General features: G+C 68.3%; 21 protein-coding genes, 1 tRNA gene, 1 other RNA gene and 1 pseudogene. 13 read left to right on the top strand and 11 right to left on the bottom strand.

Annotated features, from left to right (window positions below; all coding sequences use genetic code 11):
- Window positions 1-71 precede the first annotated feature (71 nt).
- From pcaH to FHT09_RS11525, 6 genes are all read left to right on the top strand, one after another.
- Window positions 72-800, top strand: a complete 729-nt coding sequence (pcaH, locus tag FHT09_RS11550) for a protocatechuate 3,4-dioxygenase subunit beta (protein ID WP_104607495.1) — start codon at window positions 72-74, stop codon at window positions 798-800.
- Window positions 801-804: 4 nt separating this feature from the next.
- Window positions 805-1,368: a protocatechuate 3,4-dioxygenase subunit alpha gene (gene pcaG / locus FHT09_RS11545; protein WP_104607494.1), complete on the top strand. Its 564-nt coding sequence runs from the start codon at window positions 805-807 to the stop codon at window positions 1,366-1,368.
- Window positions 1,369-1,661: 293 nt separating this feature from the next.
- Window positions 1,662-3,044 (top strand): 3-carboxy-cis,cis-muconate cycloisomerase, encoded by a 1,383-nt coding sequence (locus FHT09_RS11540; RefSeq protein WP_308686695.1) that lies wholly within the window; start codon window positions 1,662-1,664, stop codon window positions 3,042-3,044.
- Window positions 3,045-3,054: 10 nt separating this feature from the next.
- Window positions 3,055-3,843 (top strand): 3-oxoadipate enol-lactonase, encoded by a 789-nt coding sequence (gene pcaD / locus FHT09_RS11535; RefSeq protein WP_104607492.1) that lies wholly within the window; start codon window positions 3,055-3,057, stop codon window positions 3,841-3,843.
- Between the two features lie 261 nt (window positions 3,844-4,104).
- On the top strand, window positions 4,105-4,509 hold the full coding sequence (gene pcaC, locus FHT09_RS11530; RefSeq protein ID WP_184416954.1) for a 4-carboxymuconolactone decarboxylase: 405 nt from the start codon (window positions 4,105-4,107) through the stop codon (window positions 4,507-4,509).
- Between the two features lie 267 nt (window positions 4,510-4,776).
- Window positions 4,777-5,703, top strand: coding sequence for an alpha/beta fold hydrolase (locus FHT09_RS11525; RefSeq protein ID WP_104606929.1), 927 nt, complete (start codon window positions 4,777-4,779; stop codon window positions 5,701-5,703).
- Between the two features lie 16 nt (window positions 5,704-5,719).
- On the opposite strand, the gene FHT09_RS11520 is transcribed toward FHT09_RS11525, so the two are convergent.
- Window positions 5,720-6,580 carry an IclR family transcriptional regulator C-terminal domain-containing protein gene (locus FHT09_RS11520; protein ID WP_104606930.1) on the bottom strand — a complete coding sequence of 287 codons (861 nt, stop codon included), beginning with the start codon at window positions 6,578-6,580 and terminating at the stop codon, window positions 5,720-5,722.
- A gap of 147 nt (window positions 6,581-6,727) precedes the next feature.
- Between FHT09_RS11520 and FHT09_RS11515 the strand changes: the two genes are divergently transcribed.
- Window positions 6,728-7,588, top strand: a complete 861-nt coding sequence (locus FHT09_RS11515) for a PA4780 family RIO1-like protein kinase (protein ID WP_047126247.1) — start codon at window positions 6,728-6,730, stop codon at window positions 7,586-7,588.
- Between the two features lie 101 nt (window positions 7,589-7,689).
- Here the strand turns inward: FHT09_RS11515 and FHT09_RS20285 are convergent.
- The 3 genes and pseudogenes from FHT09_RS20285 to FHT09_RS11505 all read right to left on the bottom strand — a co-directional run.
- A pseudogene (locus FHT09_RS20285) lies at window positions 7,690-7,779 on the bottom strand (DUF2490 domain-containing protein); the annotation flags it as partial.
- 204 nt (window positions 7,780-7,983) lie between these two features.
- Window positions 7,984-9,888, bottom strand: a complete 1,905-nt coding sequence (gene mnmG, locus FHT09_RS11510) for a tRNA uridine-5-carboxymethylaminomethyl(34) synthesis enzyme MnmG (RefSeq protein WP_104606931.1) — start codon at window positions 9,886-9,888, stop codon at window positions 7,984-7,986.
- Window positions 9,889-10,472: 584 nt separating this feature from the next.
- Window positions 10,473-10,955 carry a hypothetical protein gene (locus FHT09_RS11505; RefSeq protein WP_104606932.1) on the bottom strand — a complete coding sequence of 161 codons (483 nt, stop codon included), beginning with the start codon at window positions 10,953-10,955 and terminating at the stop codon, window positions 10,473-10,475.
- 157 nt (window positions 10,956-11,112) lie between these two features.
- Between FHT09_RS11505 and FHT09_RS11500 the strand changes: the two genes are divergently transcribed.
- The 3 genes from FHT09_RS11500 (at window position 11,113) to FHT09_RS11490 (ending at window position 13,174) form a co-directional block, all read left to right on the top strand.
- The gene (locus tag FHT09_RS11500) at window positions 11,113-12,072 is read left to right on the top strand and encodes a pyridoxal-phosphate dependent enzyme (protein ID WP_047126244.1); all 960 of its coding nucleotides are present in this window, start codon (window positions 11,113-11,115) and stop codon (window positions 12,070-12,072) included.
- The gene (locus tag FHT09_RS11495) at window positions 12,057-12,674 is read left to right on the top strand and encodes a YdcF family protein (protein ID WP_047126243.1); all 618 of its coding nucleotides are present in this window, start codon (window positions 12,057-12,059) and stop codon (window positions 12,672-12,674) included. The genes FHT09_RS11500 and FHT09_RS11495 overlap by 16 nt, the downstream gene beginning before the upstream one ends.
- An 80-nt stretch (window positions 12,675-12,754) precedes the next feature.
- Complete coding sequence (locus tag FHT09_RS11490) at window positions 12,755-13,174, top strand: nuclear transport factor 2 family protein (protein WP_104606933.1); 420 nt, start codon at window positions 12,755-12,757, stop codon at window positions 13,172-13,174.
- 98 nt (window positions 13,175-13,272) lie between these two features.
- On the opposite strand, the gene lpxO is transcribed toward FHT09_RS11490, so the two are convergent.
- Window positions 13,273-14,178, bottom strand: a complete 906-nt coding sequence (lpxO, locus tag FHT09_RS11485; RefSeq protein ID WP_104598001.1) for a lipid A hydroxylase LpxO — start codon at window positions 14,176-14,178, stop codon at window positions 13,273-13,275.
- Window positions 14,179-14,279: 101 nt separating this feature from the next.
- Between lpxO and FHT09_RS11480 the strand changes: the two genes are divergently transcribed.
- Window positions 14,280-14,352, top strand: a non-coding RNA gene (locus FHT09_RS11480) — sX9 sRNA.
- A gap of 169 nt (window positions 14,353-14,521) precedes the next feature.
- On the opposite strand, the gene bioC is transcribed toward FHT09_RS11480, so the two are convergent.
- From bioC to bioB, 5 genes are all read right to left on the bottom strand, one after another.
- On the bottom strand, window positions 14,522-15,406 hold the full coding sequence (gene bioC, locus FHT09_RS11475) for a malonyl-ACP O-methyltransferase BioC (RefSeq protein WP_104606934.1): 885 nt from the start codon (window positions 15,404-15,406) through the stop codon (window positions 14,522-14,524).
- A 172-nt stretch (window positions 15,407-15,578) separates the two neighbouring features.
- Window positions 15,579-16,361 (bottom strand): SDR family oxidoreductase, encoded by a 783-nt coding sequence (locus FHT09_RS11470; RefSeq protein ID WP_104606940.1) that lies wholly within the window; start codon window positions 16,359-16,361, stop codon window positions 15,579-15,581.
- A gap of 43 nt (window positions 16,362-16,404) precedes the next feature.
- Complete coding sequence (bioH, locus tag FHT09_RS11465; RefSeq protein ID WP_104606935.1) at window positions 16,405-17,166, bottom strand: pimeloyl-ACP methyl ester esterase BioH; 762 nt, start codon at window positions 17,164-17,166, stop codon at window positions 16,405-16,407.
- A 238-nt stretch (window positions 17,167-17,404) separates the two neighbouring features.
- Window positions 17,405-18,610, bottom strand: a complete 1,206-nt coding sequence (gene bioF, locus FHT09_RS11460) for an 8-amino-7-oxononanoate synthase (RefSeq protein WP_104606936.1) — start codon at window positions 18,608-18,610, stop codon at window positions 17,405-17,407.
- A 97-nt stretch (window positions 18,611-18,707) separates the two neighbouring features.
- The gene (gene bioB, locus FHT09_RS11455) at window positions 18,708-19,742 is read right to left on the bottom strand and encodes a biotin synthase BioB (RefSeq protein WP_104538756.1); all 1,035 of its coding nucleotides are present in this window, start codon (window positions 19,740-19,742) and stop codon (window positions 18,708-18,710) included.
- A gap of 49 nt (window positions 19,743-19,791) precedes the next feature.
- Here bioB and FHT09_RS11450 point away from each other — a divergent pair, with 49 nt between their 5' ends.
- A complete protein-coding gene (locus tag FHT09_RS11450; RefSeq protein ID WP_181141395.1) occupies window positions 19,792-20,517 on the top strand; it encodes a ComF family protein in 726 nt (241 codons plus the stop codon).
- A 115-nt stretch (window positions 20,518-20,632) separates the two neighbouring features.
- Here FHT09_RS11450 and ubiA read toward each other — a convergent pair whose 3' ends face one another.
- The gene (gene ubiA / locus FHT09_RS11445) at window positions 20,633-21,538 is read right to left on the bottom strand and encodes a 4-hydroxybenzoate octaprenyltransferase (protein ID WP_104538754.1); all 906 of its coding nucleotides are present in this window, start codon (window positions 21,536-21,538) and stop codon (window positions 20,633-20,635) included.
- Window positions 21,539-21,771: 233 nt separating this feature from the next.
- On the opposite strand from ubiA, the gene FHT09_RS11440 reads away from it, so the two are divergent.
- A tRNA-Arg gene (locus FHT09_RS11440) sits at window positions 21,772-21,848 on the top strand.
- The last annotated feature ends 24 nt before the right edge of the window (window positions 21,849-21,872 follow it).

The following is a 21,872-nucleotide window of genomic DNA, read 5'->3' as shown; positions in this document are numbered from 1 at the left end:
TGCAACCGCCGCTGCCAAGACCGCACACCCACGTTTTGATCCTGCCGTAGCGCAACCGATGGAGATCCCGCATGCGCGACCCCAGCTCTGACACGTCGATCGATCCGCTGCTCGGCTATCGCCGGCCGCGGATCGGCACGCAGCCGGCCTACCTGCATCTGCCCTACGCATCCACCGCATTGCGCGGCCCCACGCGCGCGCCGATCGAACTCCCGGCCACGCTGTCGGAAGTCACCGGGCCGCAATTGAATCGGCTCACCCTGGGTGAGCATGCCGCCGACCTCACCGCCGGCTTTGCGGGCGCGCCGCTGGGCGAGCGCATCATCGTGTCCGGCCGCGTGCTCGACGAAAATGGCAAGCCGGTGCGCAACAGCGTGGTCGAGGTGTGGCAATGCAATGCCGCCGGCCGCTATCAACATGCCGGCGACCGGCACGACGCACCGCTGGACCCCAACTTCCGCGGCACCGGCCAGGCGCTCACCGACGACCACGGCCGCTACGCGTTCAAGACCATCAAGCCGGGCGCGTATCCGTGGCGCAATCACTACAACGCCTGGCGGCCGGCGCATATCCATTTTTCGCTGCATGGCGATGGCATCGGGCAGCGGCTGATCACCCAGATGTACTTCCCCGGCGACCCGTTGCTGGCGCACGACCCGATCTACAACTGCGTGGACGATGCGCAGGCGCGCGAACGCATGGTGTCCCGCTTCGACTGGGAAAACGCGGTGAGCGAATACGCGCTGGCCTACCGCTTCGACATCGTGTTGCGCGGCCGCAAGCAAACGGTCTGGGAATAAATCGATGAGCCTGCACACCACCCCGTCGCAAACCGTTGGCCCGTATTACCGGCTCGGGCTGGAGCCGCTGTATCGCGCGCAGCTCGCGCCTGCGCAGGCCGCGGGCACGCACGTGCGGATCAGTGGTTGCGTGTTCGATGGCGCCGGCAACCCGGTGGCCGACGCAGTGCTGGAACTGTGGCAGGCCGATGCGGCCGGCATCTATGCGCATGCCGCCGATGCGCGCTGCCAGGCGCACGATCCCGGCTTCGATGGCTGGGGCCGCGTGCCGACCGACGCGCAGGGGCGTTTTTCCTTCAGCACCGTCAAGCCGGGCCAGGTCGCCGGCCCGGACGGCAAGATGCAGGCCGCGCATCTGACCGTGCTGGTCTTCATGCGCGGGCTGTTGCGCGGCGTGTCGACGCGGCTGTACTTCGCCGACGATCCGCAGCTGGGCAGCGACCCCATCCTGGCCCTGGTGCCGGGCGAGCGCCGCAGCACGCTGCTGGCGCAATCGCGCGGTGGCAGCGATTACGTGTGGGACATCCACATGCAGGGCGATGCGGAAACGGTGTTTTTCAACTATTGATCGCGCCGTCGGTGCGCGGGTTGCCATGCATGGTTGTCTCCGTGCGAGCAGCACACCTGCACCTGCGTGCAGATGCGGCGCACCTGTCGCCGCGCGCCGGGCAGGCAGGTGCCAGCGCGCGCTGCCCTCGGTGATCCATCGTGATCGCGTGGCACCTGCGTGCAATGCGGTGATCCGCCGCAACACGCGCCTTGGCCAAACATGCAGCACGCGCACATGACCAGCCTGGAAAACCGCGCGTGCATACCACCAAGCGCCGCGCCCGCCGGTTGGCACTCCCGCGCATCGGTGCCATGCTGCCGGCACGCCACCCGAGGCCATGCATGACTGTGACGTCTTCCCTGTTGGGATCCTTGTTTGGCGAGCCTGCCTGCGACGCGTTGTTCGACGACACGGCGCGGGTGCAGGCAATGCTGCAATTCGAATCCGCACTCGCCCGCGCACAGGCGCAGTGCGGCGTGATTCCCTCCGAGGCCGCGCAGGCCATTGCGGCCGCATGCGACGTGCAGCATTACGATCAGGCCGCGCTGGCCCAGGCCACCGCACTTGCCGGCAATCCCGCCATTCCCCTGGTCAAGGCGCTGACCGCACGCGTGGCCGCCCACGATGCGCAGGCCGCGCGCTGGGTGCACTGGGGCGCCACCAGCCAGGACGTCATCGACACCGGCACGGTGCTGCAGCTGCGCGCCGCGCTCGACCTGCTGCTGCCGCGCCTGCAAGGCCTGTGCGCCGAGCTGGCTGCGCTGGCCGCGCGCGAACGCAACACCGGCCTGCCCGGACGTACCTTGCTGCAGCAGGCGGTGCCGATCACGTTCGGGCTCAAGGTCGCCGGTTGGCTGGATGCGCTACAGCGCGCGTACCGCCGCCTGCAGTCCTTGCAGCACGATGGCCTGGTGCTGCAGTTCGGGGGTGCGGCCGGCACGCTGGCGTCGTTGCAGGCGCGCGGACTCGATGTCGCCCAGGCGCTGGCAACCACGCTGGCGCTGCCGTTGCCCGCGATGCCGTGGCATACCGCGCGCGATCGCCTCGTCGAGGTCGGCTGTGCGTTAGGCCTGCTGGCCGGCACGTTGGGCAAGATCGGCGGTGACGTGGTGCTGCTGATGCAGTCTGAAGTCGGCGAAGTGTTCGAGCCGGCCGCAGCCGGCAAGGGCGGTTCCTCGGCGATGCCGCACAAGCGCAATCCGGTCTCCAGCGTCGCCGCGGTCGCTGCTGCCACCCGCGTGCCCGGCCTGGTGGCGACCTTGTTCAGCGCAATGGCGCAGCCGCATGAACGCGCCGCCGGGCAATGGCATGCCGAATGGGAGACCTTGCCGCAGATCGTGCGCCTGACCGCCGGCAGCCTGGCGCAGATGCAAGGCTGCCTGGCCGACCTGCAACTGGACCGCGAGGCCATGCGCGCGCACCTGCACAGCCATGGCGGCGCGCTGTATGCCGAGGCGGCGGTGTTCGCGCTGGCACCACGGCTCGGCAAGCCGCAGGCGCATGCGCTGGTCGAACAGGCGGTGGCACGCGCCCAGGCGCAGCAGCGCCATCTGCGCGAGGTGCTCGGCGACGACGCGCAGGTGAGCGCGGTACTCACGCAGGCGCAACTGCAGGCGGTGTTCGATGTGGACAGCTGGCGCGGCATGTCCTCGGTCTGGATCGATCGCGTGCTGGCCGGCTCTTCATCCCGCTGACGGTGCTCCGATGGCTTATCTCCAGTTGCCCACGCATCGCCTGCACTACCGCCTCGACGGCACCGAAGGCCGCCCCTGGCTGACCTTCTGCAATTCGCTGGGCACCGACCTGCACATGTGGGACGTGCAGATCGCTGCGTTTGCGCCGCATTACCGCATCCTGCGCTACGACCGCCGCGGCCATGGCGATTCGGACACGCCACCCGGCCCGTATCGGGTTGCCGACCTGGGCCAGGACGTGCTGGCGCTGTGGGACGCGTTGCAGATCGCACGCAGCGACTTCTGCGGCCTGTCGATCGGCGGACTCACCGGGCAATGGCTGGGCCTGCATGCGCCGCAGCGCCTGCGCCGGCTGGTGGTGTGCGCCACCGCGCAGAGGATCGGCAGCAGCGAGAGCTGGAATGCGCGCATCGAGCAGGTGCGCAGCGAAGGCCTGCCGGGGCTGGTCGATGCCACCCTGCAGCGCTGGTTCACGCCGTCGTTTGCGCTCAGCCATGCGCAGCGCCTGGACATGATCGTGGCCGCCTTCGTGTCGACATCGCCGCAGGGCTATATCGCCTGCTGCCAGGCGGTGGCCCACGCCGACTTCCGCGGCGCGCTGGACACGCTGGAACTGCCACTGCTCGCACTGGCCGGCGACGACGACCCGGTCTGTCCGCCGGCCGATCTGCGCGAGATCGCCTACGCCGCCCCGCACGGCCACTTCGCACAGGTGCCCGGCCGGCATATCTGCAACCTGGAGTCGCCGGCCGCGTTCAACCACAGCGTGCTGGGCTTTCTGCAGGCCGACCACGGGTGACCGTCCACCCGGCCAGGCAACTGCCGGACGCGTGGAGCCGGTACCCCGATCCGGCAGGTACGGCGCTCGGCATTCCCGCTCATGCGTTGCATCTGCGCCCAGCTGGCCACGGCCGGCTGTCTGTTGCCGGCCATGTCGATGGCGACCCATGCGCCTGATATGTCAGCGCGCACCGCGCGGCCGCAGCTGACCTGCAGCGGCCGCCAGCACCCGATTCCCCATTCCCCCATTCCCCCATTCCCCCGCGCAGGAGAGATTCCGATGCACGAAGACGAGCGTTACCAGACGGGCTTGCGCGAGCGCCGACGCGTCCTGGGCGATGCGCATGTCGAGCGCTCGCTGGCCGCACGCACCGAGTTCACCGACGAGTTCCAGGCGCTGATCACCCGCTATGCCTGGGGCACCGTCTGGACCCGCGATGGCCTGCCCGCGCACACCCGCTCGCTGCTGACCCTGGCGATGATGGTGGCGCTGGGCCACGACGAGGAGTTCAAGCTGCACGTGCGCGCCGCGCGCAACAACGGCGTCACGCCCGAGCAGATCAAGGAAGTGTTGCTGCAGGCCGCGGTTTATTGCGGCGTGCCTGCCGCCAACCATGCCTTCGCGCTGGCCAAACCCATCCTCGAAGAGCAGGCAGGCGAAGAACAGCCGGCGCGCGAAGGCTGAGGGCCACGGCCAGGCGCAAATACAGCAGGCACGTTGCGCTTGCACCGCATGCGGCGGGCAATGCGACCGGTTCGGTTGGCTGCGGCCGTGGCCTGCACTCATGGCGCGCCGGGCAGGATGGCGATCCAACGCGCGCACTGCGTTGCAACCTGGCCGTTCCGTATGCACATCGCCGCTGATGACATCACCCGTCAACGACGGGATGATGGACATGCCGCAACGGACCACCGCTTCCGTTCGCACAGGACATTGCCCACGAGGTTGCCGATGCTGCTGCGTACCGTTTGTTTGCTTTTGCTGCTGCTCACCGTATCCGGGCTGCAGGCACGACCGCATCCCGGCCCCGGAACCGAGCTGGCGCAGGTGCGCACCGACGATGGCCAGACGCTGGCGGTATGGTCGCGCGTCCCGGCGCAGCCGCGCGGCACGATCCTGCTGGTGCACGGGCGCACCTGGAGTGCGTTGCCCAATTTCGATCTGCAGGTTCCCGACGAACCGCGCGATGCGCGCTCGGTGCTGGCGGCATTGGCGCAGGCCGGCTATGCCGCCTACGCGGTCGATCTACGCGGCTATGGCGGCAGTGCGCGCGATCGCAGCGGCTGGAACACGCCCGCGCGCGCGGTGGCTGATGTCGATGCGGTACTGAGCTGGGTCGCCCGCCAGCATCCGCAGCTGCCGCCGCCGGCCTTGCTCGGTTATTCCAATGGCGCGCGGGTGGCGCTGCTGGTCGCCCAGCAACATCCGCAAGCGGTGTCGGCGCTGGTGCTGTACGGCTTCCCGGACGATGTCGACGCAGCGCCCGATACCACCCCGGCGCCAGCGCAGCCATTGCGTGCGCGCACCACGGCCGCGGCGGCCGGCGAGGATTTCATCACCGCCAACGCCGCACCGCCTAGCGTGCGTGCGGCCTATGTGGCGCAGGCGGTATCGGCCGACCCGGTGCGCACCGACTGGCGCGCGATGGAGCAGTTCGCCTTCCAGCCGGAGCAAGTGACCACGCTGCCGGTCTTGCTGCTGCGTGGCGTCGACGATCCCATCGCGACCCAGGCGGACAACGCGCACCTGTACGCACGTCTGCGCAGCGAAGACCGCAGCTGGGTCACGCTGCCGCACGCCGATCACGTGGCGCATGTCGAGGACACCCATGCCGCCTGGATGGATGCGGTGGTGAGCTTCCTGCGCCGGCCGCGCTGAGCGCGCCCGGCGGCCACTAGCTCAACAACGCACCCAGCCGCTGCGCGGCCTGCTTCAACGGCTGCAGCAACTGCGTCTGCATGGTCTGCAGGCTCACGCGCCCGGCCTGGGCGCCGATGTTGAGCGCGGCGATCACCTCGCCGCGCAGGTTGCGCACCGGTACCGCGATCGAGCGCAGGCCGATTTCCAGCTCCTGGTCGGTCAGGCACATGCCTTCGCGGCGCGTGCGTGCCAGCACCTCCCGCAACGTCGATGCCTGGGTCACGGTGCGGTCGGTGCGCGGGCGCAGCGTGGTGCGCTCCAGGTACGCCTGCAAGGTGTCGCCGGGCAGGGCGGCCAACAGCACGCGGCCCATCGAGGTGCAGTAGGCCGGCAGGCGTGTGCCCGGGCGCAGCCCGATCGACATGATGCGCACCGTCTCGGCGCGCGCCACGTACAGCAGGTCGTCGCCGTCCAGCACGCCCAGCGAGCAGGATTCGTGCAACTGGTCGCGCAGCCCGTCCAGCACCGGCTGCGCCGCCGCAGTCATCGACGAAGACGCCGCATACGCGCCGCCAATCCCCAGCACGCGCGGCAGCAGCACGTAGCCGCGGCCCTGCTCGCCCACGTAGCCCAGCCTGGCCAGGGTATGCAGCACCCGCCGCACCGCCGCACGCGAGATGCCGGTCTCCAGGCTGATCTGCGACATCGTCACCTCGCGCGCGTGCTGGGCGAACACGCTCAGCACCACCAGCCCGCGGCCCAGCGAGGTCATGAAGTCCGGGTCGCCCTGGGCGGCGGCGATCTGCTGCATCAATTCATGCGGCAGGCTGCGTTCGCTACCGGCGGTGACCACGGTGGCGGAGCGTTTGCGGCGGCTGGGGGCGTGCTCGGGCATCGGATCGCGGGTTGGACGGGTCCGCGCATGGTAAGCGCTCGCGCCGATGCATGCGCCCGGTCGCAGCTTGTGCCTGGACATGTAAGCGCTTCACCCTGGTTGCCGCATAATCGCTCCTGGTTTGTTTCGGATCGGTCCCCTTAGTCCATGAAAACCCCCAAGGGCCTGCAACCGCTGATCGACGACGGCATCATCGACGAAGTGTTGCGACCACTGAAGAGCGGCAAGGAAGCATCCGTCTATGTGGTCGGCACAGGCGCCGACATCCTGTGCGCCAAGGTCTACAAGGACATGGCGCAACGCAGTTTCCAGGCGCGCGTGCAATATCAGGAAGGCCGCAAGGTGCGTGGCAGCCGCCAGGCGCGCGCGATGGGCAAGGCCACCAAGTTCGGCCGGCGCGAAGCCGAGACCGCGTGGAAGAACACCGAAGCCGAGGTGCTCTATCAACTGATGGATGCCAGCGTGCACGTGCCCAAGCCGCGCGGCTATTTCCACGGCGTGCTGCTGATGGACCTGGTCACCGACGAGGCCGGCCACAGTGCGCCGCGGCTGGGCGAAGTGGAGCTGGAGCCGGAGCAGGCGCGCAGCTTCCACACCAGCCTGATCGGCGATGTAGTCAAGATGCTGTCGCTGGGCCTGGTGCACGGCGACCTGTCCGAATACAACGTGCTGGTTTCGCCCGAGGGCCCGGTGTTGATCGATTTCCCGCAGGTGGTCAGTGCTGCGGGCAACAACGCCGCACGCGACATGCTGCTGCGCGACGTGCACAACCTGCGCGACTGCCTCGGCCGCTTCGCCCCGGAGCTGCTGGACACCCATTACGGCGAAGAGATGTGGGCGTTGTTCGAAAAGGGCGAGCTGCGCCCGGACAGCGTGTTGACCGGCCGCTTCAAGTTCGACACCCGCCGCGCCGACGTGCGTGCCATCCGCGCTTCGATCGAAGACGCACGCCAGGAAAACCTCATCCGTCAGCAGGGTCGCGAGGCCGCCGCCGAGGACGACGACTAGACCGCCGTCGCGATCGCAACAGGCCGGCCTGCCGCCGTCGACCGCACAGGTGGTGCGCGTCTTCAATCGGTGTCGATTGTCCGACCACGCCATTGCACAGGACTGACGAACAGTTCGTCGAGCGCCACCCACGACAGTTGAGGGAACCCTGCGCCGGGCCGGACGGCTCCGATCATCTGGCGCTCCCGATACTTTCGGCCGCTGAAAACCTCGTGACCTCCATCAAACGTTCCGGCATCGTCGACGCCGACGCGCTAGCGGCATGCTTGCTTCGCACGCGGCGGCATGGAATCGTGCCGTGACGTCTGCTGACCATCATCCACGCATTTTCAGCATGTAAACGCAGAAGCCCGAACGCACGGCCGACATTCACCTGCCAGCGCATCGGCGACCACTTACGCCACCTGACTGCGGCGCGCGCGCTCCAGATGCACCAGCAACAGCGAAATCGCCGCCGGCGTCATGCCGGCAATCCGTTGCGCCTGGCCGATGCTTTGCGGGCGCACACGCTCGAGTTTCTGCTGCACTTCGATCGACAACCCGCGCACGCCGGCATAATCGAATCCTTGCGGAATCGGCGTGGTTTCGTGGCGTTGCTGGCGTGCGATGTCGTCGCGCTGGCGATCCAGATAACCGGCGTACTTGACGCTGATCTCCACCTGCTCGGCCACCTGCGCATCGTCCACGCCCGGACCCAGCGTCGGCACGCGCATCAGCGTGGCGTAGTTGAGTTCGGGGCGCTTGATCAGGTCCAGCACGTTGGTTTCGCGGCTCACCGCCACGCCCAGGGTCTGGGCCACTTCGCGGCCCAGCGCATTGCCCGGGGTCGCCCACAGCACCGACAAGCGCGCGCTTTCGCGCTGCACCGCTTCCTGCTTGGCCGAAAACCGCGCCCAGCGCGCATCGTCGACCAGGCCCATCGCGCGGCCGACGCCGGTCAGACGCGCATCGGCGTTGTCCTCACGCAGCTGCAGGCGGTATTCGGCGCGGCTGGTGAACATGCGATACGGCTCGGTGGTGCCGTGGGTGATCAGGTCGTCCACCAGCACGCCCAGGTAGGCCTCGTCGCGACGCGGCGACCACGCCGGCAATCCCTGCACATGGCGCGCGGCATTGAGCCCGGCCAGCAGCCCCTGTGCGGCGGCCTCCTCGTAACCGGTGGTGCCATTGATCTGCCCGGCGAAGAACAGCCCGCCCACCGCCTTGGTTTCCAGCGAGGCCTTGAGCCCGCGCGGGTCGAAGAAGTCGTATTCGATCGCATAGCCGGGGCGGGTGATATGCGCCTGCGCAAACCCGTGGATCGAGCGCACCAGCGCCAGCTGCACGTCGAACGGCAGCGAGGTGGAGATGCCGTTGGGATAGATCTCGGCCACTTCCAGGCCTTCGGGCTCGACGAAGATCTGGTGACTGGTCTTGTCGGCAAAGCGCACCACCTTGTCCTCGATCGACGGGCAGTAGCGCGGGCCGATGCCTTCGATCTGCCCGGAATACAGCGGCGAACGATGCAGTGCGCTGCGAATGATGTCGTGGGTCTGCTCGGTGGTCTGGGTGATCCAGCAGCTGACCTGGCGCGGGTGATCGCCGATCTGGCCCATGAACGACATCACCGGCAGCGGATCGTCGCCGGGTTGTTCGGCCATCGCGCTGTAGTCGAGCGTGCGCCCGTCGATGCGCGGCGGGGTGCCGGTCTTGAGCCGGTCGATCGCGAACGGCCGCTCGCGCAGACGCGCGGCCAGCGTGGTGGCCGGCGGGTCGCCCATGCGTCCTGCCGCGTACTGGGTCTCGCCGACGTGGATCTTGCCGGCCAGGAAGGTGCCGGCGGTCAGCACCACCGAGGGCGCCTCGAAGCGCAGCCCGGTCTGGGTGACCACGCCGCGCACGCTGTCGGGTTCGGCAGCGCCGTTGTGGATGATCAGATCGTCCACCGCCGCCTGGAACACGGTCAGGTTGGGCTGCGCCTCGACGATGCGGCGGATCGCGTTGCGGTAGAGGTTGCGGTCGGCCTGGCAGCGGGTGGCGCGCACCGCCGGCCCTTTGGAGGCATTGAGCGTGCGCCACTGGATGCCGGCCTGATCCGCCGCGCGTGCCATCGCCCCGCCCAGCGCGTCGATCTCCTTGACCAGATGGCCCTTGCCGATCCCGCCGATGGCCGGGTTGCAGCTCATCGCGCCCACCGTCTCGATGTTGTGGGTCAACAGCAAGGTGCGTGCACCTGAGCGCGCGGAGGCCAGGGCTGCCTCGGTGCCGGCATGGCCGCCGCCGATCACGATGACGTCGTAGCGATAGAAAGTGTCGGACATGGGCGTGGACCGGGAGCAGAAGGAGGTTGGCGGCCGCGAAAGTATCGGCTGAAGGGGGAAGCGAGGTCACTCGACGGTTAAAATTGTGATGTAAATCACATTATCGAACACTGACCCTCAAGTTGGCATGTTCCGTGCGGATATCCCTACTGCACCCGTCGTGGCATTGCGACATGGGCGCAAGGCTGGAATTGGAACAGGGGCCAGCCACGCGTGCGACGGGGTAGCGTAAGGGTCGGTAGTCGGGGGACTGCCGACCCTTATTTTTTTCCGCGATCCAACGCCAGCCGCAGCCCCTGCCTTCTCGAACGGGTATGCCTGGGCGAGCCAGAGCGGACCGGACGACAAAAACATAAAGCCCCGGCATGCCGGGGCTTTATGCGTTGGAGGCGCCGATATCCGACAGGGCCGGAACAGGGGGGATCCAGATTTCCCTGTCGGACATCGACATAAGTCGGTCAGTGAGGCGGGCCAGGTCAAAACATGACGTGGCGGGTCACACAGAGCACCTAGCTTGCGACCAAGTGCCGGCTGAACGCAAGCCCCCAACATCGCCATTTGTGGGCCACGTCGCAGTCAGCGACTCAGGGGGTCTGCTCACGCGTGTTGCGGGGCGCGGTCTGCCGCTGAATCTCGCGGATCACCCGCGGCGGCGCACCGATGCGGGGAGGCGGCCGCGAAGGCGGCGCACCGGTCGCCGGTGGACGATTGGGCTGTTGCGGGCGTGGCCCGTTGGGACGAGGCCCGTTTGGACGCGGGCCGTTGTTGAACGATCCGTTTGGACGTGGCGGCCGGTACTGCGGGCGTCGATCGTTCTGGCGATAGTAATAGCCGCCACCGCCGCGGTAGACCGGATACACCGGGTAGTCGTAGAGCCCGATCGAGCCGGCGCCATAAGGATTGCCGTACGGGTTGCCGTAGAAATACGGGGAGTATCCCGGCGGGTAGCGATACTGCACCGCAGGCGCGCCGCGGTAATAGCCGCCCGACCCAGCGCCGGTGTAGTCGTACGTTGCGCAGCCGCCCAGGGCCAACAGCCCGGCGGCGAAGATCAGACGGAATTTCATGGATGGTGCCCTCCTGCAACCATGGTGCCACTTTCGAGCCGATGCATTGAATCGGTCCTTAACTGTGCCGCAATGTGGTGCTTCTGCATCGATCCAGCATGCGCGGGCCATGCGCGGACAGCCGTGAAGGTGGAGGCGATACGTTAATCTTGCAGGCATGATCGAGACGGCCCCTCTTGCCCATTCCGACGTGCTGCAAGCCGCTGCGCGCATCGCGCCGCAGTGCGCGCAGACACCGGTGCTCACCTCGCACAGCCTGGACGCCCTCTGCGGTGCGCAGCTGTTCTTCAAGGCCGAACACCTGCAGCGCAGCGGCGCATTCAAGTTCCGTGGTGCCTGCAACGCGGTGTGGGCGTTGCCGGCAGAGCTGGCCGCGCGCGGCGTGGTCACCCATTCGTCCGGCAATCACGGCGCCGCACTGGCGCTTGCCGCGCACACGCGCGGGATCGGCTGCCACGTGGTGGTGCCCGAAGGCGCGGTGGCCGCCAAGCTGGCCAATATTTCCCGTCACGGTGCCACGCTGTGGCGCTGCGCGCCCACCATCGCGGCGCGCGAGCAGATGTGTGCCGCAGTCCAGGCCAGCAGCGGTGCGACGCTGGTGCATCCGTATACCGACCCGGCGGTGATCGCCGGGCAGGGCACCGCCGCGCTGGAGCTGCTGCAGCAGAGCGGCGGGCTGGATGTGCTGGTGGTACCGGTCGGCGGCGGCGGGCTGGCCGCCGGTACTGCGCTGGCGCTGCAATCGGCGCCGGGCTGCGCGCTGGTGCTGGCCGAGCCGAGCGGGGCGGCCGATACCGCGCGCTCGTTGGCGGCCGGCGAGCGCCTGGTCGACTTCGTGCCAGACACGCTCTGCGACGGCCTGCGCGGCACTCTGGGCGCACCGAATTTCGCGCTGTTGCAGGCCGCCGGCACGCAGGTGATCACCGTGGACGATGCGGCGGCGGTGCAGGCGATGCGGCTGATCTGGCAGGTGCTCAAACAGGTGGTGGAGCCGTCCTCGGCGATTGCGCTGGCAGCGGTGCTGGCCGACCCGGCGCGCTTTGCCGGGCGGCGGGTCGGGCTGATCCTGTCCGGCGGCAATGTCGACCTGGATGCGCTGCCTTGGGCTGCTGCGTGAGCAGGCGGTCGCGCGGGATCGGTCTGTGGGGCTGGTGCTGGCGGTTGTGCATGCTGACCTTGATCTGGCTGGTGGGCGTGGCCGGCTGGATCGTCTGGGTCGGCGATCGCGACCAGGCCGCGCCGGCGGATGTGATCATCGTGCTGGGCGCGGCGGCCTACGATGCGCGCCCTTCGCCGGTGTTTGAAGAGCGCATCCGGCATGCGCTGGACCTGTACACCCAGGGCTATGCGCCGCGGCTGCTGTTCACCGGCGGCTTCGGCAATGGCGCCCGCTTTGCCGAGTCGCAGGTGGCGCGGCGCTATGCGCTACGCCACGGCATACCGCCGGAGGCGATCGTGATCGAGACGGTCTCGCGCACCACCCGGCAGAATCTGCAACAGGCACGTGCGCTGATGGACCGGCACGGCATGCACCGGGCGATCATCGTCAGCGACCCGTTGCACATGGCGCGCGCGCTGCGGCTGAGCGAAGAGCTGGGGGTGGACGCGCTGGCCTCCTCCACGCCCAGCACGCGCTTTCGCAGTTTCCACACCAGTTGGCGCTTCCTGCTGCAGGAGGTCTATTACTTCCATCGCGACCTGGTGGTACAGGGCGCCTGACGCCGGGTATGCCGCATGGCGGGCGTGTTGAAGCGCAAGACGCGCTCTATGATGCGGCTTTCCCAGCGGCAGGTTCGAGCATGAGCGAGCGCAATCGGCAACACGCCACCGGCCTGGTCCAGGCCTACTACGCAGCATTCAATCGCGGCGATTGGGACGCCATGCTGGCGTTCCTGGCCGACGACGTCGCGCACGACCTCAACCAGGGGCCGCGCGAGATCGGCCGGACGGAATTCGCTGCCTTCCTGCAGCGCATGAACGACAGCTACCGCGAGCAGCTGCGCGACATCGTGGTCACCGCCAACGACGACGGCACGCGGGTTGGTGCCGAGTACGTGGTGCACGGGGTCTACCACACCACCGACGAAGGCCTGCCGGAAGCCAATGGGCAGACCTATGTGCTGCCGGGCGGTGCGTTCTTCGATGTGCGCGACGGCAAGCTCACCCGCGTCACCAACTACTACAACCTGCAGGAATGGATCGCGCAGGTGTCGCGCTGAGCGCATCGATCGGCACGGCGTAGGAGCGCACCCGGGCGCGATGAGGCGTTACCGGCAATGCCGGTCGCGCCCGGGTGCGCTCCTACGTGGTGGGCGGGTTACAGCAACACGATCCCGACCACCACCAGGATGAAGATGCCCCACTTGAGCGTCTGGTACAGCGGGTTGTTGCGTTCCTTCAGCGCCTTGGCCTTCAGGCGGGCGGCATAGAAATAGCGGAACACGCGGTTGATGCCGCCGGTCTTGTCGCCTTCCTGATTGGGCGAGGCACCGGCCGAGAGCAGGCTGCGGCCGACGAAGCGGTTCACCGCCGCGGCCCAGCGCCAGCGCATCGGGCGCTCGATGTCGCAGAACAGGATGATGCGGTCCTGGTCGGTGTCGTTGCGTGCGTAGTGGATGTAGGTCTCGTCGAACATCGTCCACTCGCCATCGCGCCAGCTGTGGCGCTGGCCGTCGACGTCGATGAAGCAGCGGTCGTCGTTGGGCGTGGCCAGCCCCAGGTGCAGGCGCATGGACCCGGCGAACGGGTCGCGGTGCGGGCGCAGCTCGCTGCCCGGCGGCAGCTCGGCGAACATCGCGGCCTTGACCGTGGGGATGGACTTCAGCAACGCGGTGGTCTGCGGGCACAGTTCGGACGCCGACGGGTGCGCGGTGCCGTACCACTTCAGATAGAAGCGCTTCCAGCCGCGGCGGAAGAACGAGTTGAAGCCGATGTCGGTATAGCCGTCGGCAGCGCGGATCTTCTGCATCTGCTGCAGCGCCACCGCTTCATCGCGGATCAGCGACCAGTTGGCGCGCAACGGTGCCAGCTCCGGGAATTCCTTGCCGGGATCGATGAACGGTGTGGTCGGCACCCGCGAACACAGATACATCAGCGTGTTGATCGGTGCCATGAAGGTGGAATGGTCCAGCAGCTGCCGGCTGAGCCGGTGCCGCACGCGGCCGCGGTAATGGATGTACAACGCCGATGCGATGAACAGCGCGATGATGAGCCACTTCAACATTGGGAAAGCCGATTGGGGGGCGGGGGCCGCAAACCTTAGGAGCGGCTATCAAAATGACAGTGCAGCAGCCGGGCGGGGCGCTGCCGGTGCTCGGAACCTGCATGTACCACGCGTTGCAGGTTCTTGCGCGCCGTCTGCAGCCACCTGACGGCTGCGCGCTGCGTTTTGCTAGCCACGCCGGTTCAGGCGTCGAAAAGACAAGCCGCAACACGAACATGCGGCCGTTGACTGCTGAATTCTACCGGGTGTCAGGACCGAGCCTGACAGGTCCGCATTGGTGTCGTCGCAAAACTGTGTGTCTCGCCGGCAACGGCTGCGTTGCTGCCGGCGATCTGCACCGCCGCTAGTCGATGCGGCGGCGGATCGGGATCGAGGCCACCGGGACGCTGGCGACATCGTGTCCCTGCTCGCGGATGGGCGCGCCCGGCGCCGGTGCCCAGGCGTGGGCATAGATCACTTCCCAGGAGCTGGGCAAGGTGCCGTCCGGCCGCCGCAAGGGCTCGTAGGCGGCGCTGGCGGCGGCAAAGCGGCCGCGTCCGGTCAGGGTGGCGCGGCGATTGCTGAGTGCGTTGGTGGCGCCCATCGCGCGCAGCTCGCGCATCAACGCAGGCAGGTCGCTATAGGTCAGCGTGAACAGGTCGCGGTCCAGCACCGGGTCGCGGAAGCCGGACATCAGCAAGGCATCGCCGAACTGGGCAATCGGCGGAAAGCGGCTGACATGCGGGGCCGGGTCGGCCTGGGCGAAGGCCTCGCGCAACTCGATCAGCGTCTCCGGGCCGAAGGTGGAGCACAGCAACAAGCCGCCCGGCCGCAGCGCGCGGCGGAAGCCGGCGAACACCGCCGGCAGGTCTTCCACCCACTGCAGGCACAGGTTGCTGAAGATCACATCCACGCTGCCGTCGGCAACCGGCAAGGCGCGTGCATCGGCGCAGACCTGTGCGAACGGCTTCCACCAGCCCGCCGCCTTGCGCGCCTGGCGCAGCATTGGCATGGCCTGATCCAGCGCGATCACCTGCGCCTTGGGCCAGCGCTTCTTGATTGTGCCGCTGGCATGGCCGGGGCCGGCGCCGACATCCAGCACCACCTTGGGCACCTGCTCGCCCAGGTAGTCGAGCGATTCGAGCAGGCGCGCTTGCGCTTCGCGCTGCAGCGCGGCGGCGGCGGCATAGCTGCTGGCGGCACGCGCAAAGGCGCGCCGGACGTGGCGGGGGTCGAAGGTACTGGTCATGAGCGGCGCTATTGTCGCCTGTGGCCGGGGCGGAGGGAATCGCTATGGGGTGCGGCCTGGCAATCGGTCGGTCTGCCGGCGACTGCGCGGCAACCGGCAATGGGTTTCGACGCACCGGATGGTGGCCGAAAACGAACGCGCGGCCGCCGCAGTCGCCACCACCCGCTGCGCGCTAGAACGTGCCGGGATAGCTGCCGCCGTCGATCAGCAGGTTCTGCCCGGTGATGTAGCCGGCCTGCGCGCTGCACAGGAACGCGCAGGCCGCGCCGAATTCGTCCGGCTCGCCGAAGCGTGCGGCCGGAATGCCCGCACGCTTGCGCTCGGCGACGTCTTCGGCATTGCTGCCTAGCTGTTGCGCAATCGCCGCGAAGTTGCCGCGCAGGCGGTCGGTAGCGAACTGGCCGGGCAGCAGATTGTTGATGGTGACGTTGTCGGCCACGGTGCTGCGCGCCAGCCCGGCGACGAAGCCGGTGAGGCCGGCGCGCGCGCCATTGGACAGGCCCAGGATGTCGATCGGCGCCTTCACCGCACTGGAGGTGATGTTGACGATGCGGCCGAAGCGCCGTGCGCGCATCGCATCGACACTGGCGCGTATCAGTTCGATCGGCGCCAGCATGTTGGCGTCCAGTGCACGCAGCCAGTCGTCGCGTTCCCACTGGCGAAAATCGCCGGGCGGCGGGCCACCGGCATTGTTGATGAGGATATCCACCTGCGGGCAGGCGGCGAGCGCATCGCTGCGTCCCTGCGGGGTGGCGATATCGGCCACCACGCTGCGCACTTCGCCGGCGCCCGGCAGTGCGCGTAATGCATCGGCGGATTGCTCCAGGGCATCGCGGCCGCGCGCGACGATCACCACGTTGACGCCTTCGCTGGCCAGTGCGCGTGCGCAGCCCAGCCCCAAGCCTTTGCTGGCGGCGCACACCAGTGCCCAGCGCCCGGCGATTCCCAGATCCATGCGTGTGTCCTCGATCAGCGATGCCGCATGATCGACGATCCGCTCACGGCACGGACGCAACGAAGCGTTGCAGCGCCTCGGCGACCTGGTCGGCATGGCCAAGAAACGGTGCGTGCCCGCCACCGGCAATGGTCAGTGCCTGCGCGTGCGGCGCCAGAGCGGCGGCGGCGTGCATGCCGGCCGCCGGTACCAGCCGGTCGCGCTGGCCGGCAATCCACAGGCTGGGACGGGCGAGTTGCGGCAGCGCGCGGCGCAGGTCGCTGCGTTCCAGCAGGCGCAGGCCTTCCTGCAACGCCTCGGCGGCCGGTTCGCCACGCGCCACCAGCGTCTCGCGCAGGCTGCGCAACTCGCTGCGGGCATGCGCCGAGCCCAGCGTATCCAGCGCCAGAAACCGCTCCAGCGTGCCGCGATAATCGCGCGCCAGGTCCTGGCCGAACTGCACGAACACCTCGCGCTCGACCGCGTCCGGCCAAGCGTGGCCACGCACGAAACGCGGCGTGGCCGCGATCATCGCCAGCCCGCGTACCTTGGGCTGGGTGGCCGCGGCATGCAGCGCGAACAGCCCGCCCAATGACCAGCCGACCCACACCGCCGGCGGCGTGGCGGCGGCGATGCCGGCGACCACGTCCGGCAGCGCCAGCGGCGTACTGTCGCCACGGCTGAAACCGTGCCCGGGCAGATCCACCAGATGCAGTTGATGCTGCGCGGCCAGGCGTTCCACCAACGGTGCGAACACGCCGCCGTGCAACGCCCAACCGTGCAGAAGAACCAGCGCAGGCCCGTGGCCGATGACATCGATATGCATGCGGGGATTGTCGCTGATTGTCGCTGTCTGGCGCAGGGGTCAGCGCGTGCGGCGCGAGGTGTGCTGCGTCAGCATGCGCCTGCGCGTGGAGCTGATCTGCGCTGCGCACCAGGCCCGTTACCGGCCTGCATGACCGTGCCAACCCCAGCGATCCGGCGACATCAGCGACGCGTACGCTGCCACCTCGAGCATCGACTGCGGCGGCGTGTTTACTGCGCAACCGTCTTGATCGTGGCCCTCAAGCAGACGCACGCAGCGGCTGCCGGCTGACCACATCGCGCGCCTGCACGATGGCCTCGATCAAGGCCTGCACCTGCTGCGGCGTATGCAATGCGGACAAGGTCACACGCAGGCGTGCCTTGCCTTCGGGCACGGTGGGCGGGCGGATCGCGCCGACCAGAAAACCGGCCTGTTCCAGCGCGGCGGACATCGCCATCACCGTGGCTTCTTCGCCACACAGCAGGGGCTGGATCGGCGTATCCGAGGCCATCAGTTCGAAGCCATGCCGGCGTGCGCCATCGCGGAAACTGCCGATCGACTCGACCAGTCTGGCGCGCCGCCAATCGTCGCGACGCGCCAGGCGCACGGCCGCCAGGGTCGCAGCGACCTGCGCCGGCGGCAACGCGGTGGTGTAGATGTAGGGACGCGCGGTTTCGGCCAGGTGGCTCACCAGCGCTTCTCCGCCGACAACGACCGCGCCATAGCCGCCGAGCGCCTTGCCCAGGGTCACCAGTTGCAGCGGCACTTCGGCCACGCCCAGTCCGGCATCGGCAACGCAGCCGCGCCCCTGCGGGCCAAGCGTGCCCACGCCATGGGCGTCGTCGACATAGAACAGTGCCTGCTGCATGCGCGCCACCAGGCTCAGCGCACGCAGCGGCGCGACATCGCCATCCATGCTGAAGACGCCGTCGCTGGCCAGCATCGCCGCACCCTCTGGCGAACCCTTGAGCTGGCGCATCGCGCCTTCCACGTCCAGATGCGGATAACGGCGCAGCCGGCAGCCGGCCAGGCGCGTGGCATCGAGCAGGCTGGCGTGGTTGAGCCGGTCCTGCACGCAGACATCGTCGTCCTCGCTGAGCAAGGCCTGCTGCACCGCCAGGTTGGCGATGAAGCCGCTGCCGAACAGCAGCGCCGACGGATAGCCGAGCCAGTCGGCGATCTCGCGCTCCAGCGTCTCGTGCGCGGTGTGGTGGCCGCAGATCAGATGCGAGGCGGTGGCGCCGGCACCATCGCGCGCGGCGGCATCCTGCAACGCGGCGACCACTTCGAACTGTTGCGACAGGCCCAGATAATCGTTGGAGCAGAAACCGGTCAGCCAGCGGCCGTCGACTTCCAGCCGCACGCCATCGCGACGCCCCACCAGCCGCCGCACCCGCACCCGTTCCTGGGCCACACGCAATGTGCGCAGCGACGAAATCCGTTCGTGAAGATCGGGGCGAGCCATGGGAGCGTTCAACGACAGAAAGGGCCGTTAGCGTAGCCTGCCGCGCTTGGCGCGCCCAGCCGGCACCGACGATCGGTGCCGGGCGCTCGATTCGCGGTTAGGCAGCGTGCTCGCAGGCCGTGTTGCGGGTGATCTCCGCATGCACGGTGCCGGGGTGGTCGTGGTCGGCAGCGTCGACGGTGATCTGCATCGGGCGCAGGCCCAGGCGCTGGAACAGGGCCTGATCGCGTTCGGTGTCCGGGTTGCCGGTGGTGAGCAGTTTTTCGCCGTAGAAGATCGAGTTGGCACCGGCCAGGAAGCACAGCGCCTGCAGTTCGTCGCTCATCGCTTCGCGGCCGGCGGACAGGCGCACCATCGAATGCGGCATCGTGATGCGGGCGACCGCGATCATGCGCACGAATTCGAACGGATCCAGTTGCTGGGTGCCGTGCAGCGGGGTGCCGGCAACCTGGACCAGCTGGTTGATCGGGACCGAATCCGGATGCGCCGGCAGCGTAGCCAGCGCCAGCAGCAGGCCGATGCGGTGCTCGCGCGTTTCGCCCATGCCGACGATGCCGCCGCAGCAGGTCTTCAGCCCGACATCGCGCACGTGCTCCAGCGTGTTCAGGCGGTCCTGATACTGGCGGGTGTGGATGATCGAGTCGTAGTAATCCGGCGCGGTGTCCAGATTGTGGTTGTAGTAGTCCAGCCCGGCGTCCTTGAGCGCGCGCGCCTGGCCGGCGTCGAGCATGCCGAGCGTTGCGCAGGTTTCCAGGCCCATCGCCTTGACCTCGCGGATCATCGCGGCAACCTTGGGAATGTCGCGCTCCTTGGGCGAGCGCCAGGCCGCGCCCATGCAGAAGCGCGAGGCGCCGGCGGCCTTGGCCTGGCGTGCCTTGGCGACGACTTCTTCGGTCTCCATCAGCTTCTGCGCCGTCACCCCGGTGTCGTAGCGCTGCGCCTGCGGGCAGTACGCGCAGTCTTCCGGGCAGCCACCGGTCTTGACCGACAGCAGCGTGGAGACTTGCACCTGCGCCGGATCGAAATGGGCGCGGTGCACGCTGGCGGCGCGGTGCAGCAGCTCCGGAAACGGCAGATCGAACAGCGCCTGCAGCTCTTTGCGATCCCAGTCATGGCGTACGACAACAGACATCGGGGTTTCCTGACAGTCAGCGGCTTGGAAGCCAGGCAGTCTGGTGAGCATGGGAGAAGCTGTCAACTTCGATGGGGTGCGTTCGGTTTACAGGTGGCCGCACCGGGTGTTGCGGCTGCTGCTGTCGAGCAGGTGCCTGGTGTGCGCGGAAGCAGGCAGCGCCGATTGCGATCTGTGCCCGTCGTGTCGCGCCGCGTTGCCGGATCACCGGCACGCCTGCCGGTGTTGCGCAATGCAGTTGGATTCCTTCGATGACGCGCTGCTGTGCGGGCAATGCCTGCAGCATCCGCCACCGCTGCAGTGCGTGCATGCGTGTTTCACCTATCGCTGGCCGGTGGATGGCTTGCTGCGGCGTTTCAAGTTTCATCAGGATCTGGCTGCCGGGCGTTTGCTCAGCGAGTTGATGACCAGACGTTGTGCAGGCCTGCCGCGTCCGCAGGCGCTGGTGCCGGTGAGTCTGCACCGGCAGCGCTTGCGCCAGCGCGGCTACGACCAGGCGCTTGAGCTGGCCAAACCGCTGGGCCATGCGCTGCGCTTGCCCTGCCTGCCGTTGTTGCGCCGCGTGCGTGCGACTGCGCCGCAATCGGAGCTGGATGCGGCCGAGCGCCAGCGCAATCTGCGCGATGCCTTCATCGCGCGGGGCGCATTGCCGGCGCATGTGGCGTTGGTGGACGACGTGATGACGACTGGCGCCACGCTGCATGCGGCCGCGCAGGCATTGCGGCGCGCGGGGGTGCACCGGGTGGATGCGTGGGTGTGCGCGCGGGTGCCGTGAGGTTGGGTGGGCTACGGAGTGTGAGCTGCGCCATGGGGCTTCGCCCGTACCCTCACCCCAACCCCTCTCCCGCCGGGAGAGGGACTTAAACCGGGGCGATTTACCTGCCTGCGCGTTAGCGCACCGCCAGGGCCGCGGCAATGCCGACGAAGATCGCCAGGCCGACCCAGTTGTTGTGCAGGAAGGCGCGGAAGCAGGGGCCGCGTTCGCGATGGCGGGCGAGGCGGAACTCGTAGGCCACCAGCAGCACGGCAATGCCCAGTCCCGCCCAGTACGCGGTGCCGAGACCGGCGCGCAGGCCGACCAGTGCCAGCACCGCAACCATCGCTGCATACAGCAGGCCCTGCGCGATCAGGTCGAACCTGCCGAACAGGATGGCAGTGGACTTGCTGCCCATGCGGATGTCGTCCTCGCGGTCGACCATCGCATACCAGGTGTCGTAGGCCGTGGCCCAGAGGATATTGGCCGCATACAGCAGCCAGCCCAGCAATGGCACGCTGCCCTGCACCGCGGCGAAGGCCATGGGGATGCCCCAGCCAAAGGCCATGCCCAGATAGACCTGGGGCAGGTGGGTGTGGCGCTTGAGATAGGGATAGCTGGCGGCCAGGAACACGCCCGGCACGCTCAGGGCCACGGTCAGCCAGTTGAGCGTGAGCACCAGCGCGAATGCCACCAGCATCAGCATCACAAACACCCACAGCGCCTCGCGCCCGGACACCGCGCCGGTGGCCAACGGGCGCGACTTGGTACGCTCCACGTGCGGGTCCAGCCAGCGGTCGGCATAGTCGTTGATCACGCAGCCGGCCGAGCGGGTCAGCCAGACCCCGGCGGTGAACACGAACAGCGTCCACAGCGGCGGCAGGCCACCGGCGGCCAGCCACAATGCCCACCAGGTAGGCCACAGCAGTAACAGGCTGCCGATCGGACGATCGCCTCGGACCAATTTCCAGTACTGCCCCAGCCGCTGCGGCCGGGTCAGCGCGGGCGCTGTCGGCAGCTGTTCAATGCCATGCTTGCTCATGTTGCAAAGGGTAGCAGCGCGGCGCGGCTGCGGTCATGCGCTGGTCAATGATCGAGCCAGGCATCGCCCAGCCTGTCAGGCGGCTCTACGACGTCGTGCCATGCTGGCCTGTACGGACGCTGGATCCGGGTTGAGCCCCGCTCGGCAGCCCGGTGGTGCCCAACAGCCGTTCGGCAGGCCCGCAATGCGGCTGTCACGCGCGCGGCGGCGGTTCTGGCATAATGCCCGACCAGGCGCTCGTAGCTCAGCCGGATAGAGTAGTGGCTTCCGAAGCCATTGGTCGGGGGTTCGAATCCCTCCGGGCGCACCAGATCAAGACACATCGGCCCGCTGC

It is taken from the genome of Xanthomonas sp. CFBP 8152 (assembly GCF_014199025.1).
GTDB lineage: Bacteria > Pseudomonadota > Gammaproteobacteria > Xanthomonadales > Xanthomonadaceae > Xanthomonas > Xanthomonas arboricola_B.
This window is presented reverse-complemented; position numbering and strand designations above follow the sequence as displayed.

Bases quoted from the DNA above. Each gene is read 5' to 3' on its own strand.
- pcaH (WP_104607495.1), top strand. From the start codon at position 72: ATGCGCGACCCCAGCTCTGACACGTCGATCGATCCGCTGCTCGGCTAT.
- pcaG (WP_104607494.1), top strand. From the start codon at position 805: ATGAGCCTGCACACCACCCCGTCGCAAACCGTTGGCCCGTATTACCGG.
- FHT09_RS11540 (WP_308686695.1), top strand. From the start codon at position 1,662: ATGCTGCCGGCACGCCACCCGAGGCCATGCATGACTGTGACGTCTTCC.
- pcaD (WP_104607492.1), top strand. From the start codon at position 3,055: ATGGCTTATCTCCAGTTGCCCACGCATCGCCTGCACTACCGCCTCGAC.
- pcaC (WP_184416954.1), top strand. From the start codon at position 4,105: ATGCACGAAGACGAGCGTTACCAGACGGGCTTGCGCGAGCGCCGACGC.
- FHT09_RS11525 (WP_104606929.1), top strand. From the start codon at position 4,777: ATGCTGCTGCGTACCGTTTGTTTGCTTTTGCTGCTGCTCACCGTATCC.
- FHT09_RS11520 (WP_104606930.1), bottom strand. From the start codon at position 6,580: ATGCCCGAGCACGCCCCCAGCCGCCGCAAACGCTCCGCCACCGTGGTC.
- FHT09_RS11515 (WP_047126247.1), top strand. From the start codon at position 6,728: ATGAAAACCCCCAAGGGCCTGCAACCGCTGATCGACGACGGCATCATC.
- mnmG (WP_104606931.1), bottom strand. From the start codon at position 9,888: ATGTCCGACACTTTCTATCGCTACGACGTCATCGTGATCGGCGGCGGC.
- FHT09_RS11505 (WP_104606932.1), bottom strand. From the start codon at position 10,955: ATGAAATTCCGTCTGATCTTCGCCGCCGGGCTGTTGGCCCTGGGCGGC.
- FHT09_RS11500 (WP_047126244.1), top strand. From the start codon at position 11,113: ATGATCGAGACGGCCCCTCTTGCCCATTCCGACGTGCTGCAAGCCGCT.
- FHT09_RS11490 (WP_104606933.1), top strand. From the start codon at position 12,755: ATGAGCGAGCGCAATCGGCAACACGCCACCGGCCTGGTCCAGGCCTAC.
- lpxO (WP_104598001.1), bottom strand. From the start codon at position 14,178: ATGTTGAAGTGGCTCATCATCGCGCTGTTCATCGCATCGGCGTTGTAC.
- bioC (WP_104606934.1), bottom strand. From the start codon at position 15,406: ATGACCAGTACCTTCGACCCCCGCCACGTCCGGCGCGCCTTTGCGCGT.
- FHT09_RS11470 (WP_104606940.1), bottom strand. From the start codon at position 16,361: ATGGATCTGGGAATCGCCGGGCGCTGGGCACTGGTGTGCGCCGCCAGC.
- bioH (WP_104606935.1), bottom strand. From the start codon at position 17,166: ATGCATATCGATGTCATCGGCCACGGGCCTGCGCTGGTTCTTCTGCAC.
- bioF (WP_104606936.1), bottom strand. From the start codon at position 18,610: ATGGCTCGCCCCGATCTTCACGAACGGATTTCGTCGCTGCGCACATTG.
- bioB (WP_104538756.1), bottom strand. From the start codon at position 19,742: ATGTCTGTTGTCGTACGCCATGACTGGGATCGCAAAGAGCTGCAGGCG.
- FHT09_RS11450 (WP_181141395.1), top strand. From the start codon at position 19,792: ATGGGAGAAGCTGTCAACTTCGATGGGGTGCGTTCGGTTTACAGGTGG.
- ubiA (WP_104538754.1), bottom strand. From the start codon at position 21,538: ATGAGCAAGCATGGCATTGAACAGCTGCCGACAGCGCCCGCGCTGACC.